Below are 18,055 nucleotides of genomic sequence, written 5' to 3'. Positions count from 1 at the left end.
TTATAACAGAGAGGTCACAAGATATGCAATACATTAGCTGAAAAAAAGGAAAAATATGGTAGAGATTGCAAAGTGCACCGACCGATAAGTTGGCTGGCAGCAGAAAGGGATTGACAAAGGAATGGAAAAATTAAAAGAAAAAATAGATTTACTGGTTTCAAGCTTTGAAAAGATTCTTTATGATGAAGATGATATCTTCTTAAAAAATATGGAAAAAAATAACTTATCCGGGGACAATACAGAGCTCTACCGGTATTGGGAATGGACGCAGGGAGTAGGACTGTACGGTTTATGGAAAATATATGAAGAAACCGGTGAGAAAGAGCTTTTAGAGAAACTGGAAAAGTATTATGAAAGACAGCTTTCCATTGGTTTGCCTTCACGCAACATTAATACAACAGCTCCTCTTCTGGCCTTATCCTATCTTGCAGAAAAAAGTAGAAATGAGACCTATATGGAAATCTGCAGGGACTGGGCGCAGTGGCTTGTGGAAGAGCTGCCCATGACAGAGGAAGGCGGATTCCAGCATCTGACCTCCGATACTTTAAACGAGCAGGAGCTGTGGGATGACACGTTGTTTATGGCTGTTTTATTTCTGGCCCGTATGGGAGTTCTGCTTGATAATAAAAAATGGATTAATGAAGCGGAATACCAGTTTCTCCTTCATGCGAAATATCTGGCTGACAGAAAAAGCGGTCTCTGGTATCATGGCTGGACATTTCATGGCCGGCATAATTTCTCAAATGCATTCTGGGGAAGAGGAAACAGCTGGATCACTATGGCGATTCCGGAGCTATTCGGCATCATTCCATGCAGCGGAGCTGTGAAGCATTATTTGACAGAAGTGTTGAAAAATCAGATTGAGGCGCTGGTCTCCTACCAGAATGAAAGCGGTATGTGGCATACGGTAATCAATGACAGTACGTCTTATGTGGAGGCAAGTGCAACTTGCGGGTTTGCTTATGGAATATTGAAAGCGGTCCATCTGGGACTTATTGATCCGTCATATGAAGAAAATGCCAGAAAGGCTCTTTTGCCGGTTCTTCAATGCATTGATGCAGAAGGCGTGGTGCATCAGGTATCTTATGGAACGCCCATGGGTAGAGAAAGTGTACAGTTTTATAAGGATGTTGAACTTCGCCCAATGCCATATGGACAGGCAATGGCAATCCTGTTCCTGTTAGAAGCGTCAAAATAACCGAAATTAAAAAATCAACTATAAAAGATGGTGATCCGGCAGCATAATTATACCGGTGTTCCTGAAGCGGTCAATATAGAATAAACAAGTAAATCAGTAAAGCAAAATATGATGGAGGAAGACTATGAAGCGATATATAGCACATCTGCTAAAGGGTGCAGAATATAGGACGAGGCAGTTTATGGACGGGCAGGTAAAAGATCCGGAAAACCTGCAGTACGGAGGAATCCGGGGAGATATCTGGGAGGCAAAGCCAACTATTTATGCGTTGACCACGGCAGTGGCTGTATATCTAAACGGAAATAGCAGCTTTTACCGTCATGAGGCTCTTTATGATTCTATTGATTTGGCACTGGATTTTGCGGAAAGAACCCAGAGAGAGGATGGGAGCTTTGATTATCCATCCTGTAATTTCAAATCCGCTGCAGATACCTCTTTCTGTTTCAAGCGTCTGATCGCAGCCTACCGGCTGCTGGTAAAATATGATGTGGAGAGGGATTCGAAGCTCCTAATCCTTCGGAAAAAATATCTGACCATCATGCACCGTGCACTGGAGGCGATCCTGACAGGAGGCTTCCATACGCCAAACCACCGCTGGGCCATAGTGGCGGCCTTGCTTCAGGGAGCCAATCTGTTTGCTGAAGAGAAGGAATTCTCTAGGAAGCTTAAGGCCCGGGCCCAGCAGTATCTGTCTGAGGGGATTGATGGGGATGAAGACGGTGAATATGCAGAACGTTCCACTGGTAATTACAATGCGGTGGTGAATAGCGCAATGATGGCTATGTATGAGGAGAGCAAAGATGAGGACTTCTTAGGTTATATGGAGCGGAATCTGGCCATGATGTTGACTTATATCGATCCGGACGATACCATATTTACCCAGAATTCCACCAGACAGGACAAGGGAAAGCTTGAATATTTGGATAAATATTTTTATCAGTACCTGTTTCTATGTAGTTATGCCGAGAATCCAGTGTTTGACGGAGCGGCCCATAAGATCATCCGAGACAATATGGAGCGGGGAAACCTGGCTCCGGACTGTCTGCATGTTGTCATGAACCATGATGAAATGCTTGAGCATTGCTTTAAAGAATGCGGCTTTTTAGAGGAGTACAGGAAATTTTTCCGTCATGCCGGAGTATTACGCGTAAAGAAAAAGACCTACACCTATACGGTGCTGAACGGAAAGAGTGCATTTTTGTATTTTAAATGCGAAAGTACCATGGTTTATGTAAAGATTGGAGAGAGCTATTGTGACATTCGCAATTTTATTCCTCAGAAGATAGAGGAGCTGAAGAACGGATGCAGGGTAGAAGCCGTGGCAAATGGCTGGTATTACCTGCCGTTTAAAGAGAAGCAGGACACCTCCGACTGGTGGAACATGGATCATACAAAAAGGGAAAAGCAGATAAGCAGCCAGCTGAAAACCACGGTTGAGATCCGTGAGTTGGAACATGGCCTGGAGCTTTCCGTTAAGACGGAGGGGCTGGACCGTCTTCCCATGCGGCTGGAGGTTTGCATCCCCGCAGGAACTACCCTGGAGCATCCGGCCTTCAGTCTTAAGGCGGGAGTGGGTGAAGGTCTGATTCTGAGAGATGGCTTTCTGACGGTACGTGATGAACAAAAGGTACTGGTACTTGGTCCGGGCTTTGGTGAGCATGAATTCCAGGGGCATTATTCAGGCGAGGAGATAAACTGTGATGGGTATACGGTCTATGCCAATGGGTATACGCCGTTGGAAAGAACTTTTCAGATTACAGTAAATGGTTAAAAGAGAAGAAAAAGACTATGTATCAAATAGAAACCGGCCCGGTGGAAGGATAAAGATTGCAGCAGAAGTTAGCTTCAAGCTTGAAATATTATGCTTGAAGCTATTTGTTATCCTCCCCCTGGATTTGTCTATGATTTTAATCCGGCTGGAACCAGCCGGATTTTTTATGCTTCATGGCCAGGACGGCATAAGCTCCGGATCTCTTAAGGTAAGCGCAAAGTGAAGCTTTTCATCGTAGGATTCAAATTGAGGCAGAGTTTCATATTCTTTTCTCAGCTTTTCATAAATGCTTAATATGGGCTGGCACCGGATGGAGGTGGTATCAAGGATATCATAAAGATGTTCCGTTGCCAGATCAACGATGGATTCATCCAGGAGGCCGTCATTCTTCATCCGGGTGAGGATGGACAGGATGTCATCTGTTGGAAAGGAAGCCTTATAGCTCCTGGCACCAGTTAAGGCGCTGATGATATCGGCAATGGCCACGAGGCGTTCTTCCGTAGTTAAATCCTCAGCTTTCAGCTTTTTCGGATATCCGGATCCATTTAGCTTTTCATGATGACGCAGTGCGATGCGCTCAATGGTTTTATCAATGCTGCCTCCGAATATTTTCTCCGTGAAGTTTACATGGGTCCGCATGATTCCCATGGCCTTTTGGCTTAATTTTCCCGGATACTCAAGAATTTCTACAGGAATGGCGATTTTACCCAGATCGTGCAGCAGCGAGCCGCAAAGTACCAGGTTTAATTGATTCTCATTTAAGGACAGGAGTTTACCAAGCTCATAGCTGATGCTGGTGGTGGTTATGGTATGGGTTACGGTGTAATGGCTTCTGAAATCAATGATAAAGACCAGCATTTTCAAATATTCCGTAGTCTCTTCTTCGGAAAGTGGAATGCTGGTTAAAAAATCGAAGTATTCTGAATCTTTTCTCCATTCATTTTCAATGGAATCTTTAAAGTTAAGCCTGGCAGCAAGATCTACAATGTGAGGGGCAAATACGTTATTCGCTCCCTGGATGATCAGTTGGAGGGTTTCCTCCCAGGAACGCTTTTCCAGTGACATGGAGACATCAATGCGATCTGCAACGTGAAGGATTTGTGATAGATCTTTTAATTTCGTGCTTGGTTCATCTCCCTGCTCCAGAAAATTCCAGGTGATGTGGTGTAAGAGTACTGCAGGAGCTAATTCCTTAAGGGGAGAAAAATATCGTATGAAAAGATATCCGTAGAAGGAATGATCCCAAATATCGTCGGTTTCAAATTGAAGCATCCTGGAGATTTCCTCTGTCTTGTATGCTCCGATATCATGAAGCTGGGCCAGAAAGCAGATATCCCGAAGCTCCTGCTTGGAATACTGCCCGGTATCCTGCAGCATACGGGAAATGATGTACGCCACGTGGGAACCGTGTTCCGTCAGCCGTGGATCAATATAATTACAGAAGCGCCGGATTATGCCTAAGACGCCTTTGTTATTTAAATTTTTTGTATATTGTATTTGCATACTTGAGTCCTCCTGTGTTGTCGTTGCTCTCAAATCAGTTTACCATATCAATCCATATATGGAAAGAAAAGAAAGAGGGCCATTACATAATTAATTCTACTTATTATAGGAAAAGGTGTATGTGAAAAAAATAAATGGATGTATGCTCATTTTTTGTATGAATCCGAATTATTTGACTAAGGTATACGTATATGTTAAAATAAAAACTGATATGTAAATCAATGGAAAAGACAGGTAAAGTGAGGATATTGGCCTATGGAAAGTAAATACAGGCGTCTTTATAAGGAGCTGCTAGAAAAAATAGAAAAGCGGGAATACCGTCCGGGAGACAAGCTTCCGGCGGAAGGAGAGCTGATGGAGATATACGGTGCATCCCGTGATACTGTCCGCAAAGCCCTGGGGCTTTTGGAGGAAGATGGCTGCATCCGCAAAGCCAGGGGAAAGGCCGCTGAGGTGTTGGATAAGAGCAAGTTTAATTTCCCGGTATCGGAGATAGCAAGCTTTAAGGAAATCTACCGTTATTCAGATTCCAGGCCCAGAACCTTTGTGGAGAATTTAGAAATTGTAAAAAATGATAAAAAGCTGATGGAAGCCCTTCAGATCGGCCCGGAGGATGAGGCCTTTGTATTGGAACGGGTCCGGGAAATCGATGGGGAAAAGATCATTATTGATAAGGATTATTTTTCAAGGAAAGTCGTGGAGAATCTGCCTTTGCGCGCTGCTCAGGATTCTGTTTATGAATATCTGGAGAATGAACAGGGGCTTAAAATCGGCTTTGCCATGAAGGAGATCACAGTCCATACGGCAACGGATGAGGATTACCGGCTCCTTGATATGGGACGTTATGATATGGTGGTGGTGGTGAAGAGTTATACGTATCTGGAAGACTCTACTTTGTTCCAGTACACGGAATCGCGCCACAGGCCGGACAAGTTTAAGTTCGTGGATTTTGCCCGTCGGAAGTTGTAATAAAAAGAAGAGAAGAACGCGCTTCTCACATACTCCAGACATAACGGTTTAACTCTATCTTATCAGGTCCGTACAAATACCGCATGGGGCGTCGCCTGTCTGCAGACGGACAAGTTAATTTATCTTTTCTGTATATTGACAAAGATATACGTATATGTTATAGTGTAATCACAAAATAAACGTATAAGTTTGGGAGCGCCAAAAACATGTATGAAGGGAGTATGAATATGGGTAAGTATGAGAGCGATGCCAGGAAACTATTAGAGTATGTGGGGGGAAAGGAAAATATAGGGGCGGTGACCCACTGTATGACGAGAATGCGTTTTGCCCTGGTTGATCCGGCAAAAGCGGATACCAAGCAGATTGAAGCGCTTTCAAGTGTCAAAGGTACCTTTACACAGGCCGGACAGTTTCAGGTAATCATTGGAAATGATGTACAGTCCTTTTACAATGACTTTGTATCCGTATCCGGTGTGGAAGGAGTATCCAAGGACGAAGTAAAGAAAGAGGCTAAAGGGAATTTAAACCTTTTGCAGCGTGCGGTGGCAGATATCGCGGAGATTTTTGCACCATTGATTCCGGCGATCATCGTAGGCGGTCTGATTCTTGGATTCCGTAACATAATAGGAGAGATCAACCTCATGAATGGGGGAACCCAGACTCTCATTCAGGTGTCACAGTTCTGGGCAGGTGTTCATAGCTTTCTTTGGCTCCTCGGAGAGGCGATCTTCCATTTCCTGCCGGTTGGCATCACCTGGTCTGTTACAAGAAAAATGGGAACCACCCAGATCCTTGGAATTGTTCTGGGGCTTACCCTTGTATCTCCCCAGCTTTTAAATGCCTATGCCATGGCATCAGGCGCTGAGGTACCGGTCTGGGACTTTGGTTTTGTAAAAATGGAGATGATCGGCTACCAGGCTCAGGTCATTCCGGCCATTTTAGCTGGCTTTGTATTAGTCTATCTGGAGAGGTTCTTTAAGAAAATTACGCCTCAGACAATCTCTATGATCGTGGTTCCATTCTGTTCCCTGCTTCTGGCGGTAATTGCTGCTCACGCAGTGGTAGGTCCGATTGGCTGGGCGATTGGATCCTGGATATCAAAAGTCGTTTATGCAGGGCTCACTTCCAGCTTCCGCTGGCTGTTTGCAACCTTATTTGGCTTTATATATGCTCCACTTGTTATTACCGGCCTTCATCATATGACCAATGCCATTGACTTACAGCTCATGGCAGAGTTTGGAGGAACGATGCTGTGGCCTATGATTGCATTATCCAATATTGCCCAGGGCTCAGCTGTTCTTGGCATGATGTACCTCCAGAAAAAGGATGAGGAAGCAAAGCAGATCTCCATTCCTGCCTGTATTTCCTGCTATCTGGGAGTTACGGAGCCGGCAATGTTTGGTGTGAACTTAAAGAGGGGCTTTCCGTTTCTTTCTGCCATGATCGGTTCCGCCATAGCCGCTACGGTTTCTGTGGGAATGAATGTTATGGCAAATTCCATCGGCGTGGGGGGTATTCCAGGTATCCTGTCTATCCAGCCTCAGTATATGGGAATCTTTGGCTTGTGCATGCTCATTGCCATTGCAGTGCCCTTTGCACTGACGGTTATGGTTGGAAAAAAGAAAGGAATTGTATAAATGGAGAGCTTTAAGAAATCATGTGTTTATCAGATCTATCCCAAGTCCTTCCGGGATAGCAATGGTGACGGGATCGGAGATTTAAAGGGAGTGATGGAAAAACTGGATTACTTAAAAACGCTGGGAGTGGATTACCTCTGGCTGACCCCGTTTTTCCTGTCTCCTCAGAATGACAATGGGTATGATATCCAGGATTACTGCCAGATCGATCCTCTGTTTGGAACCATGGAGGATTTGGATCGGCTGACCACAAAGGCCGGAGAGCTGGGTATGGGGCTGATGTTTGATATGGTTTTTAACCATACCTCCACAAGTCATGAATGGTTTCAAAAGGCTCTTAACGGCGATAAGAAATTTCAGGACTACTATTTCTTTAAGGAAGGGACTCCGGGTAATCCGCCGACTAACTGGCAGTCAAAGTTTGGCGGCAGTGCATGGGAATATTCGGAGGAAGTGGGGAAATATTACCTTCATTTATATGACAAGACCCAGGCAGATCTAAACTGGGAAAATCCCATGGTACGGGAAGAGATAAAAAAGGTAATCCGGTTCTGGAAGGAAAAAGGGATCAAGGGATTCCGGTTTGATGTGATTAATCTGGTTTCAAAGCCTTCCGCCTGGGAGGATGATGAGGAGGGAGACGGCCGCCGGTTTTACACGGACGGCCCCCGGATTCATGAGTATCTGAGGGAAATTGTGGTGGATACTGGGTTAGATGCCGATGATATCATTACGGTGGGAGAGATGTCCTCAACCACCATTGATCACTGCATCCGATATACCAATCCCGATGAAAAGCAGTTTAAGATGTGTTTTAATTTTCATCATTTAAAGGTGGATTATAAGGACGGAGATAAATGGTCTTTGATGCCCTTTGATTTTAAAAAACTGAAAAAGATTTTCCACACATGGCAGACTTCCATGGCCGAAGAGAACGGTTGGAATGCGGTGTTCTGGTGCAATCATGACCAGCCAAGGGCTGTGTCCAGGTTTGGCGATGATGGAATATACAGAAAGCGCACCGCAAAGATGCTTGCCACTGTCATACACGGGATGCGGGGCACGCCCTACATTTACCAGGGAGAAGAAATCGGCATGACCAATGCGAATTTCACCCATATTTCCCAGTACCGTGATGTGGAAAGCCTTCATTACTTTGAAATTTTAAAGGAACAGGGAAGAAAAGAAGAAGAAATTTACCGGGTATTAAGAGAGCGGTCCAGAGATAACAGCAGGACCCCCATGCAGTGGGAAGCAGGAGAGCAGGCCGGATTTACTACAGGCACCCCATGGATCGGTGTCAATGAAAATTGTGAGGAGATCAATGTGAGGGAAAGTCTTGCTGATCCTGATTCCGTCTTTTGTTACTATCAGAAGCTGATTGAACTGAGGAAACGCTGCAACGTGATCAGTGAAGGAAGCTATGAGCCTGTTCCACTTAAGCAGGAAGGAATTTTTGCCTATCAGAGAAGCTGGCAGAAAGAAAAACTGCTGGTCTTTGCAAATTTTACCGGAAAGCACCAGGAAATAGAAGGAAGGGAAGCCTTGGACAACTGGGAGATCCTGTTATCCAATGACTGCACTCCAAAGGTCAATGGGAAAAAGTTAGTACTGGACCCCTTCGGCGCAGTCATGCTGCATTCCTGTGGAAAGGCTTAAACCTCCGTCAGATGCTGCACCAGAATTTTGAATCCCATAAGGATCAGGATCAGTCCGCCGGCAAATTCTGCTTTTGATTTATAGCGTGTACCAAAAACATTTCCTACTTTAATTCCCAGGACAGACAGGGTAAAGGTGGTGGCTCCGATAAAGGAAACAGCCGGAACGATCTGTACCTGCAGGAAAGCAAAGGTAACCCCCACTGCCAGGGCATCAATGCTGGTTGCTATCGCCAGCGGGATCATGTTTTGGGGAGACATGGGGGAAACCTCACATTCTTCCATTTCATTGCTATAGGATTCCTTTATCATGCTGATGCCAATGGCTCCAAGCAAAATAAAAGCGATCCAGTGGTCAATGGAAGTGATGGCCTCCTTAAACTGCGATCCCAGAAGGTAGCCCAAAAGCGGCATCCCGGATTGGAATCCACCGAAATACAGGCCTGCGATGACTGCATTGTTCCAGTTCATCTTTGGCATGCATAATCCTTTGCAGATGGAGACGGCAAAGGCATCCATGGATAAGGCTACCGCGATGATGAACAATTCTAGTAATGACATGTGATATTCCTCCTAAGTATAGGCTTAATAAATATATGCCCCGGAAAAAAAGGATAGAATTAATCCTTTTTATTCAACCGTATTTTCTCCAGATATTCAAACAGCTCCGGGTCTACATTATCGAAGAGGCGGTTTTTCTTTGAGGGAATCCTCTCCAGATGTTCCTTTTTAATCTCAGTATTCGTTTCTTCGATTTCTTTTTTTAAATCCCTGGCAGAGAGGCGTGTGCTGCCTGTTCCCAGGATGATGATCTGTTCTAACTTGTCCGAGGTGGCTACCCGCACCTGATACTGCCTGCCGATCTGTTGGGAGACCTTTTCGATGTACTGGTCTGCGGTTTCCGCTTCCTTGGTAAAAATCACATGAATGTTGTGGTATTTTATGATTGTGCCTGGGTTTCCCTTGACCTTGTAGCCGTCAAAAACCAGAATGACGTTGCATTTTTTATAACCCTGGTAATTGCATAGAATATCCTGAAGTTTCGTTCTGGCGGAGTCCATATTGGTCTCCGCCAGTTCCTTTAGCTCAGGCCAGGCAAATATGATGTTGTAGCCGTCTATTAAAAGATATTCGGAACTCATTGTTTGCCTCCTAGTGAAGCAAGCAGATTGCTTGCATATTCAGTTGCGCGGAAAACCTATAGTTTCTTGATGCAGTTTTCATAAATTCGTTTAAACAGTATGGTGGTTAAAACAAGAGACATGATTTCAGCCAGAGGGAAGGCAAACCAAATTGCATGAAGACCAAAGACTTTCGCGAATATATATGCAATTGGCAAAATACAAACAAGCTGCCTTGCGATGGATACGATCAGGCTGTAGATGCCGTTTCCAAGAGCCTGGAAAACAGAACCGATAATGATGCTGTAGCCGGCAAAGAGGAACCCTAAGCTGATGGTGCGAAGAGCGGGTACCCCAATGGAAATCATGTGCTCGGAGGCATCAAACAGGAGTAAAAGCTGCTTCGGGAACACCTGGAAGATGATAACTCCCAGGAACATAATGGAGACAGATCCTATGACGCTGGAGCGTATGGTTTTCATGATACGGTCCCTGTTTTTTGCACCCCAGTTATAAGCAACAATGGGCACCATACCGTTATTAAGTCCGAACACGGGCATAAAGATGAAACTTTGCAGCTTAAAGAAAATGCCGAATACGGAGACTGCGGTTTCGGAGAACAAAAGGAGGATCTTATTGACACCAAAGGTCATGACAGAACCGATGGACTGCATGATAATGGAGGGAAGTCCTACCTTATAAATATCAATGATCGTTTCTTTATGCGGGCGAAAACTCCGCATGTTTAAATTTACATCAGGATTCCTGGTTAAATTAAAATACAGCAGGAGCATCATGGCAATGATCTGGCCGATAATAGTTGCAATAGCGGCTCCGGCAATGCCAAGGCGTGGAAATCCAAAGAGCCCGAATATGAGGATTGGGTCCAGAATGATATTGATGATGGCTCCCAGTCCCTGGGTGATCATATTATAGATGGTGCGTCCGGTGGACTGCATGATCCGTTCAAAAGCAATTTGCAGATAAACGCCAAAGGAAAAGATGGTGCAGATAGAAAGATAGATGGTTCCCTGGTTGATGATCTCTTCATTGCCTGTCTGCACCGTAAAATAAAACCGGGAAAAGAAAATTCCAAACAGGGCGGAGACAAGATAGCTGAGAATAAAAACAAAAATTCCATTAACTGCGGCCAGATTTGCCTTTTCCGGATTCTTTTCCCCTAAGGAGCGGGAAAGGAGAGCATTGACTCCCACACCGGTTCCTACGGCGATGGCGATGATTAAATTTTGAATGGGAAATGCCAGGGAGACAGCAGTAAGAGCTGTTTCGCTGATCTGTGCCACGAAAATACTGTCGACTACGTTATAAAGTGCCTGTATCAGCATGGAAATAACCATGGGAAGAGACATGGTCAGTAAAAGCTTGTTCACCGGCATGGTTCCCATTTTATTTTCTTCAGGTCTTATAGCATCCATTGTTCCAGACATAAAAAAAGGCCCTCCTGATTCTTTAGTAAGCGTGTTCATAATTGTAACTGTTACGACAGGAAAAGTCAATATTGTATGATTTATTAGGTTCTTTTTCCCAATGCTGGGGATAATTTGTGAAAAATAAATATTGCAGGTTAAAATGGATTATGATATTATAAGTGAAATTCATTGTAGTGAAGTGATGAACTGTTATAAAACAGGCCTGTGCAGGGAATCATGAACCAACAGGAGTTTAAATACATTCGGTGAGCCAAAGGCAAACCGGACTTCCGTTATATCGAAAAAGGCAGAGAAGGAGACTCTGGCCTATGGACCTCAACAGGAAGAGGGCGTCACCGACTGAGAGCGCCGTCACGTGGGACTTGGCTAAGGGAACACTCCGGAGCCGATATGCCGAAGCGGCAGTCAATTCTTAAAAGTGATTGACTGTGACATGAGTAGGCGTATCCGTACACATGCGTTAAATGTTTGAGTGGGGACATTTGCTTATCCGGCTGTCATATCTGCGGCCGGAGGAAGAAGCAGCTGTCTCAATGCGGGTGGTACCGCGGGAACTTATAGCCATATAAATCCCGTCCCGGAATATGTAACTGTATTCCGGGACGGGATATTTTTATGCTTAGCACGGCTAAACGATCAAATACCCTTTGCCGGAATCAAAACAATTACATTCAGGTAAGGAGAATGCAGATATGGAATTTATCAGTGGTGTTAAAGAAAAGGAGACGGTCCCTGTGGACCGCATCAAATCCGGCGGTTATGAAGGCCGGACCGTAAAAATGGAAGGAAGCGTCCATACCATAAGGGATATGGGAGAGGTTGCTTTTGTGATCCTTCGGAAAGCAGAAGGACTGGTACAGTGTGTGTACGAGGAAGGGAAAACGGATTTTGACTTAAGTCTTTTAAAAGAAGAGTCAACGGTCCGGGTCACTGGAATCGTATCAAAGGAAGAGAGGGCTCCCCATGGGTTTGAAATCCGCCTTTTGGAGATTGAACGTTTGTCCCAGCCGGCAGAGGCCCTTCCTGTGGCAATCAGCAAGTGGAAATTAAACACTTCCCTTGAGACAAAGCTGACGCTGCGCCCCATTACCCTTCGCAATCCCATGGAGAGGGCAAAGTTCCGTATTCAGGAAGGCATTGTAAGAGGCTTCAGGGACTTCCTTCACAGCCAGGGTTTTACGGAGATCCGTACACCAAAGATCGTAGCCCGCGGAGCAGAAGGCGGCTCCAACGTATTTAAACTGGATTATTTTAATAAAAAAGCAGAACTGGGTCAAAGTCCCCAGTTTTATAAGCAGACCATGGTAGGCGTATACGACCGGGTATTTGAGGTCGCTCCCGTCTTCCGTGCGGAAAAGCATAATACAACAAGACATTTAAATGAATATACCAGTATGGACTTTGAAATGGGATACATTGACAGCTTTGAGGAGATCATGGAAATGGAGACAGCCATGCTCCAGTATACCTTTGGACTTCTATGCGAGGAATATGAAACAGAGCTTAAGATGCTTAAGGTCACACTCCCCGATGTGACTAGTATCCCAACAGTCCGTTTTGCAGAAGCAAAGGAGCTGGTTTCGGGGAAATACAACCGCAAGATCAGAAACCCCTATGATCTGGAACCGGAGGAGGAAGTGCTTATCGGCCGGTACTTTAAGGAAGAGTATGGCAGTGATTTTGTATTTGTTACCCATTATCCGTCAAAGAAGCGTCCTTTCTATGCCATGGACGATCCGGCAGACCCTAAGTTTACCTTAAGCTTTGATTTGTTATTTAAGGGACTGGAAGTGACTACCGGTGGCCAGAGAATCCATGATTATGCAGCGATCCTCAAGAAAATGGAGGCCAGAGGCATGAATCCGGAGGATATTTCTTCCTATTTAATGATATTCCAATATGGTATGCCGCCTCACGGAGGCCTTGGAATCGGTCTGGAGCGCCTTACCATGCGTCTTCTTGATGAAGGAAATATTAGGGAGACCACCCTTTTTCCAAGAGATGTAACGAGACTGGAACCATAATAAAGAGGAATCACCCTGCGGGTATCCCTTTACGCCCGGGAAAATGGGTGGGTCCTGCCCAGAAAACGTGGGCTGGAAATATGAAAGGAGGAAGAAAAAGATGGCACACATGATCGATGATGCTACAATCGAATATGTAGGAATCCTGGCACAGCTTGAACTTGACCAGACAGAAAGGGAAGCTGCAAAGAATGATATGGGCCGTATGCTGGATTATATTGATAAATTAAATGAACTGAATACCGACGGCGTGGAACCCATGTCCCATGTATTCCCGGTACACAACATTTTCCGTGAGGATGTGGTGGAAAACGGTGACGACAGAGAGAACATCTTAAAAAATGCTCCGGAAAGTAAGGATGGAGCCTTTAAGGTGCCAAAAACAGTGGAATAGGGGGGAGACTCGTATGACAGCGAAAGAAATATTATCCCTCACGGCGGTACAGTTGGGGAAAAAAATAAAAGACGGAGAGGTTACTTCCGTAGAAGCAGTAAAAGCAGTACTGGGTCAGATAAAGGCCATGGAGCCGGTGCTTAACAGCTTTGTGACCATAGAGGAAGAACGTGCACTGAAACAGGCAGAGGAGGTGCAGAAGCAGATCGCAGCCGGTGAACTGACCGGTCCTCTGGCAGGTGTACCGGTAGCGGTAAAGGATAACATCTGCATCGATGGAATGAAGACCACCTGCAGCTCCAAAATCCTCTGGGACTTCGTTCCTGCTTATACAGCCACAGCAGTGGAGAATTTAAAAAAGGCCGGAGCAGTAATTCTTGGAAAAACCAATATGGATGAGTTTGCCATGGGAAGCACCACGGAAACTTCGGCATACGGAGTTACAAGAAACCCATGGAACCCGGACCACGTTCCCGGCGGTTCCTCCGGCGGTTCCTGTGCGGCAGTAGCGGCGGCGGAATGCTTTTATGCCTTGGGCTCGGATACAGGAGGTTCCATAAGACAGCCGGCTTCTTTTTGCGGAGTTACCGGGTTAAAGCCTACTTACGGAACCATTTCCAGGTACGGGCTGATTGCCTATGGGTCTTCCTTAGACCAGATCGGCCCTGTTGCAAAGGACGTGACGGACTGCGCCGCGGTTCTTGAGGTTCTGGCTTCCCATGATGAAAAGGACAGCACATCCGTGGAGCGGAAAGACTGTGACTTTACTGAGGCTTTAAGAGATGATGTGAAGGGAATGAGGATCGGCATACCGGCGGATTATCTGGGGGAAGGCCTTGATCCGGAGGTAAAGGAGGCGGTTTTAAAAGCCGCAGGAGTCCTGGAGGAAAAAGGAGCTATTCTGGAGACTTTTGATCTGGGTATGGTGGAATATGCGATTCCGGCATATTATGTGATCGCTTCCGCAGAGGCCAGCTCCAACTTATCCAGGTTTGACGGGGTGAAATATGGCTATCGTGCAAAAGAATACAATGGACTTCACGGCATGTATAAAAAGAGCCGTTCCCAGGGCTTTGGCCCGGAGGTAAAACGGCGCATCATGCTTGGTTCCTTTGTCTTAAGCTCCGGTTATTATGACGCCTATTATCTGAAGGCATTAAAGACAAAGGCTTTGATCAAGAAAGCATTTGACGAGGCATTTTCAAAATACGATGTGATTTTAGGGCCTGCTTCCCCGTCCACGGCACCAAAGCTTGGAGAGAGCTTAAGCGACCCCTTAAAGATGTATCTGGGCGATATCTATACCATTTCCGTAAACCTTGCCGGACTTCCAGGTCTTACGGTTCCCTGTGGCAAGGATTCTAAAGGACTGCCCATTGGAGTTCAGTTTATTGGGGATTGTTTTAAGGAAAAGGACATCATCCGGGCAGGCTTTGCTTTTGAGCAGAGCAGAAGCTATGAGATGCCCCCTATGGCGGCAGATGCTATTATAAGACCCGCGGGAAGGGAGGAGAGGTAAATGAGCAAACAGTATGAGACAGTTATAGGACTGGAGGTCCATGTGGAACTTGCCACAAACACGAAAATCTTCTGTGCCTGCTCTACGGAATTCGGCGGAGCACCCAATACCCACACCTGCCCGGTATGCTCTGGTATGCCCGGTTCCCTTCCAGTCCTTAATAAGCAGGTAGTGGAATATGCCCTTGCAGTAGGCCTTGCGGTAAACTGTCAGATCAACCAGTACTGCAAGTTTGACCGGAAGAATTACTTTTATCCCGATAATCCACAGAACTATCAGATATCCCAGCTTTATCTCCCCATCTGCCACGATGGCTGCGTGGAGATTGACACACCTGCAGGAAAGAAAAAAATCGGAATCCATGAGATCCATATGGAAGAAGATGCTGGGAAGCTTATCCATGACGAATGGGAGGATTGTTCCCTGGTAGATTTTAACCGGAGCGGGGTTCCCCTCATTGAAATCGTTTCAGAACCTGATATGAGAAGCGGGGATGAGGTGATCGCCTATCTGGAAAAGCTGAGACTCATCATTCAGTATCTGGGTGCCTCCGACTGTAAGCTTCAGGAAGGCTCCATGAGAGCCGATGTGAACTTATCTGTCCGTGAGGCCGGTTCCTCCGAACTGGGAACCAGAACGGAGATGAAAAATTTAAACTCCTTTAAGGCCATTGCCCGTGCCATTGAAGGAGAGCGGAAGCGCCAGATCGAATTGCTTGAAGAAGGGAAACCGGTGGTTCAGGAAACAAGGCGGTGGGATGACAACAAGGAATCCTCCTATGCCATGCGCTCCAAAGAGGATGCCAGGGATTACCGTTATTTCCCGGACCCGGATCTGCCTCCAGTGGCCATAAGTGATGAATGGATCAGGAGCATAAGGGCCAGACAGCCGGAGCTTCGGACCGAGAAGATGGCCCGCTATCAGGAGGAGTTTAAGCTTTCTGAATATGATGCGGATATCATCACCGGCTCTAAGCATATGGCAGATATTTTTGAAGCGGTCACCGTAATCTGCGGTAAGCCGAAAGAGGCTGCAAACTGGCTGATGGTAGAGGCCATGCGGCTTTTAAAAGAGCATGACACGGATCCTGAAAAAATGACATTTTCCGCGGAAAACCTTGCAAAATTAATTCTTTTAGTAGATAATGGTACCATTAACCGTACCGTGGGCAAGGAAGTCTTTGAAAAGATCTTCTCAGAAAACATTGATCCGGAACAGTATGTGGAAGAAAAAGGATTAAGGGTAGTAAATGACGAAGAGGAGCTGCACAGGGTAATTGAGGGAATCGTTTCCGCTAATCCACAGTCCGTGGAGGATTATCATAGTGGGAAAGAGAAAGCTTTTGGATTTTTGGTAGGCCAGACCATGCGGTCTATGAAGGGAAAAGCCGATCCGGGAGCGGTCAACAGGATTCTTAAGGAACTATTAGGTTAAAGGAGTCTATATGAGGAGGAAAAAGAAATCTATGAAGCCATATGTTGAGATGACAAAGGAAGAGTTACAGGAACTGAGAAAACAGCTTCACGTGCAGTATAAGGAGTTTCAGGGCAAGGACTTAAGGCTTGATATGTCCAGAGGAAAGCCCAGCACAGAACAGCTGGATATATCCATGGGAATGATGGATGTATTGAGCAGCAACGACGATTTAACCTGTGATGACGGTACCGACTGCCGTAACTATGGGGTGCTTGACGGAATCAAGGAGGCAAAGGAGCTTCTTGCCGATATGATGGAGGTTGCGCCTGACCATATCATTATTTACGGAAACTCCAGCTTAAATGTCATGTATGATACGGTTTCACGCTCCATGACTCACGGCGTTATGGGAAGTACTCCCTGGAGCAAGCTGGATAAAGTGAAATTCTTATGCCCTGTTCCTGGATACGACAGACATTTCTCCATAACCGAATACTTTGGGATTGAGATGGTGAATGTTCCCATGACCCCAACCGGTCCGGATATGGATATGGTGGAAGAGCTGGTGGCAAACGATGACTCCATTAAAGGGATCTGGTGTGTTCCGAAGTATTCCAATCCTCAGGGAATTTCCTATTCCGATGATACGGTACGCCGTTTTGCCCGGTTAAAACCGGCTGCAAAAGACTTCCGTATCTACTGGGACAATGCGTATACCATTCATCATTTATACGACAGGGACCAGGATCATCTCATTGAAATCCTTGCAGAGTGCAAGAGAGCCGGTAATCCGGATATGGTTTATAAATTCGCCTCCACTTCAAAAGTCAGCTTCCCAGGTTCCGGTATCGCAACCATCGCGGCCAGCCAGAACAACCTGGTTGACATAATGAAACAGTTAAAGATTCAGACCATCGGCCATGATAAGGTAAACCAGCTGCGCCATGTACGCTTCTTTGGAGATATTCACGGCATGGTAGAGCATATGAGAAAGCATGCAGATATCATGAGACCGAAATTCGAAGCAGTGAACCAGATCCTGGAAAGAGAGCTTGGCGGACTTGGAATCGGAGAATGGACCAGTCCCAAAGGCGGCTATTTCATTTCCTTTGATTCTCTTGACGGATGTGCAAAGGCCATTGTGGCAAGGTGCAAGAAATCAGGTCTCGTCATGACCGGAGCAGGAGCCACTTACCCATATGGTAAAGATCCAAGGGATAACAATATCCGTATTGCGCCTTCTTATCCTCCCTTATCTGATCTGATCCTTGCGATGGAATTATTCGCCCTTTGTGTGAAGATCGTAAGCATTGATAAGATTCTAAAGGAATCATAAAACAAAAACGCCGGAAAATAACAGCAGTTTCATCATTTTCCGGCGCTTTCTTTTATTT

General features: G+C 45.7%; 14 protein-coding genes. 10 read left to right on the top strand and 4 right to left on the bottom strand.

The features are described 5' to 3' along the window. The first annotated feature begins 121 nt into the window (after positions 1-121). Both bglB and BMX69_RS14965 read left to right on the top strand, forming a co-directional pair. A complete protein-coding gene (gene bglB, locus BMX69_RS14970; RefSeq protein ID WP_100042784.1) occupies positions 122-1,198 on the top strand; it encodes a beta-galactosidase BglB in 1,077 nt (358 codons plus the stop codon). Positions 1,199-1,322: 124 nt separating this feature from the next. Beyond that, the gene (locus BMX69_RS14965) at positions 1,323-2,969 is read left to right on the top strand and encodes a hypothetical protein (RefSeq protein WP_100042783.1); all 1,647 of its coding nucleotides are present in this window, start codon (positions 1,323-1,325) and stop codon (positions 2,967-2,969) included. A 171-nt stretch (positions 2,970-3,140) separates the two neighbouring features. Here the strand turns inward: BMX69_RS14965 and BMX69_RS14960 are convergent, their stop codons facing one another. After that, positions 3,141-4,472, bottom strand: coding sequence for an HD-GYP domain-containing protein (locus tag BMX69_RS14960; protein ID WP_174715224.1), 1,332 nt, complete (start codon positions 4,470-4,472; stop codon positions 3,141-3,143). Positions 4,473-4,727: 255 nt separating this feature from the next. On the opposite strand from BMX69_RS14960, the gene treR reads away from it, so the two are divergent. The 3 genes from treR to treC all read left to right on the top strand — a co-directional run bounded on the left by treR (position 4,728) and on the right by treC (position 8,737). Continuing rightward, positions 4,728-5,441, top strand: coding sequence for a trehalose operon repressor (gene treR / locus BMX69_RS14955; protein ID WP_100042782.1), 714 nt, complete (start codon positions 4,728-4,730; stop codon positions 5,439-5,441). A gap of 227 nt (positions 5,442-5,668) precedes the next feature. Continuing rightward, complete coding sequence (gene treP / locus BMX69_RS14950) at positions 5,669-7,078, top strand: PTS system trehalose-specific EIIBC component (RefSeq protein ID WP_100043865.1); 1,410 nt, start codon at positions 5,669-5,671, stop codon at positions 7,076-7,078. Next, a complete protein-coding gene (gene treC / locus BMX69_RS14945; protein ID WP_100042781.1) occupies positions 7,079-8,737 on the top strand; it encodes an alpha,alpha-phosphotrehalase in 1,659 nt (552 codons plus the stop codon). Here the strand turns inward: treC and BMX69_RS14940 are convergent. From BMX69_RS14940 to BMX69_RS14930, 3 genes are read right to left on the bottom strand one after another with little or no spacing between them, the layout of a single operon-like run. After that, positions 8,734-9,297: a manganese efflux pump MntP gene (locus BMX69_RS14940; protein ID WP_054791135.1), complete on the bottom strand. Its 564-nt coding sequence runs from the start codon at positions 9,295-9,297 to the stop codon at positions 8,734-8,736. The genes treC and BMX69_RS14940 overlap by 4 nt on opposite strands. A gap of 59 nt (positions 9,298-9,356) precedes the next feature. Next, positions 9,357-9,878, bottom strand: coding sequence for an NYN domain-containing protein (locus tag BMX69_RS14935; protein WP_100042780.1), 522 nt, complete (start codon positions 9,876-9,878; stop codon positions 9,357-9,359). Positions 9,879-9,934: 56 nt separating this feature from the next. Next, positions 9,935-11,305: an MATE family efflux transporter gene (locus BMX69_RS14930; protein ID WP_054791136.1), complete on the bottom strand. Its 1,371-nt coding sequence runs from the start codon at positions 11,303-11,305 to the stop codon at positions 9,935-9,937. 695 nt (positions 11,306-12,000) lie between these two features. Here BMX69_RS14930 and aspS point away from each other — a divergent pair. From aspS to BMX69_RS14905, 5 genes are all read left to right on the top strand, one after another. Next, positions 12,001-13,332 (top strand): aspartate--tRNA(Asn) ligase, encoded by a 1,332-nt coding sequence (aspS, locus tag BMX69_RS14925; RefSeq protein ID WP_054791138.1) that lies wholly within the window; start codon positions 12,001-12,003, stop codon positions 13,330-13,332. A gap of 100 nt (positions 13,333-13,432) precedes the next feature. Then, positions 13,433-13,726, top strand: a complete 294-nt coding sequence (gene gatC / locus BMX69_RS14920) for an Asp-tRNA(Asn)/Glu-tRNA(Gln) amidotransferase subunit GatC (protein ID WP_054791148.1) — start codon at positions 13,433-13,435, stop codon at positions 13,724-13,726. A 13-nt stretch (positions 13,727-13,739) separates the two neighbouring features. Next, the gene (gene gatA, locus BMX69_RS14915; RefSeq protein WP_100042779.1) at positions 13,740-15,245 is read left to right on the top strand and encodes an Asp-tRNA(Asn)/Glu-tRNA(Gln) amidotransferase subunit GatA; all 1,506 of its coding nucleotides are present in this window, start codon (positions 13,740-13,742) and stop codon (positions 15,243-15,245) included. Then, positions 15,246-16,679 (top strand): Asp-tRNA(Asn)/Glu-tRNA(Gln) amidotransferase subunit GatB, encoded by a 1,434-nt coding sequence (gatB, locus tag BMX69_RS14910; RefSeq protein ID WP_100042778.1) that lies wholly within the window; start codon positions 15,246-15,248, stop codon positions 16,677-16,679. Positions 16,680-16,710: 31 nt separating this feature from the next. After that, on the top strand, positions 16,711-17,997 hold the full coding sequence (locus BMX69_RS14905) for an aspartate aminotransferase type Ic (RefSeq protein WP_025234737.1): 1,287 nt from the start codon (positions 16,711-16,713) through the stop codon (positions 17,995-17,997). Positions 17,998-18,055 lie beyond the last annotated feature (58 nt).

It is taken from the genome of Lacrimispora sphenoides JCM 1415 (genome assembly GCF_900105615.1).
GTDB classification, from domain to species: Bacteria; Bacillota; Clostridia; order Lachnospirales; family Lachnospiraceae; genus Lacrimispora; species Lacrimispora sphenoides.
This window is presented reverse-complemented; position numbering and strand designations above follow the sequence as displayed.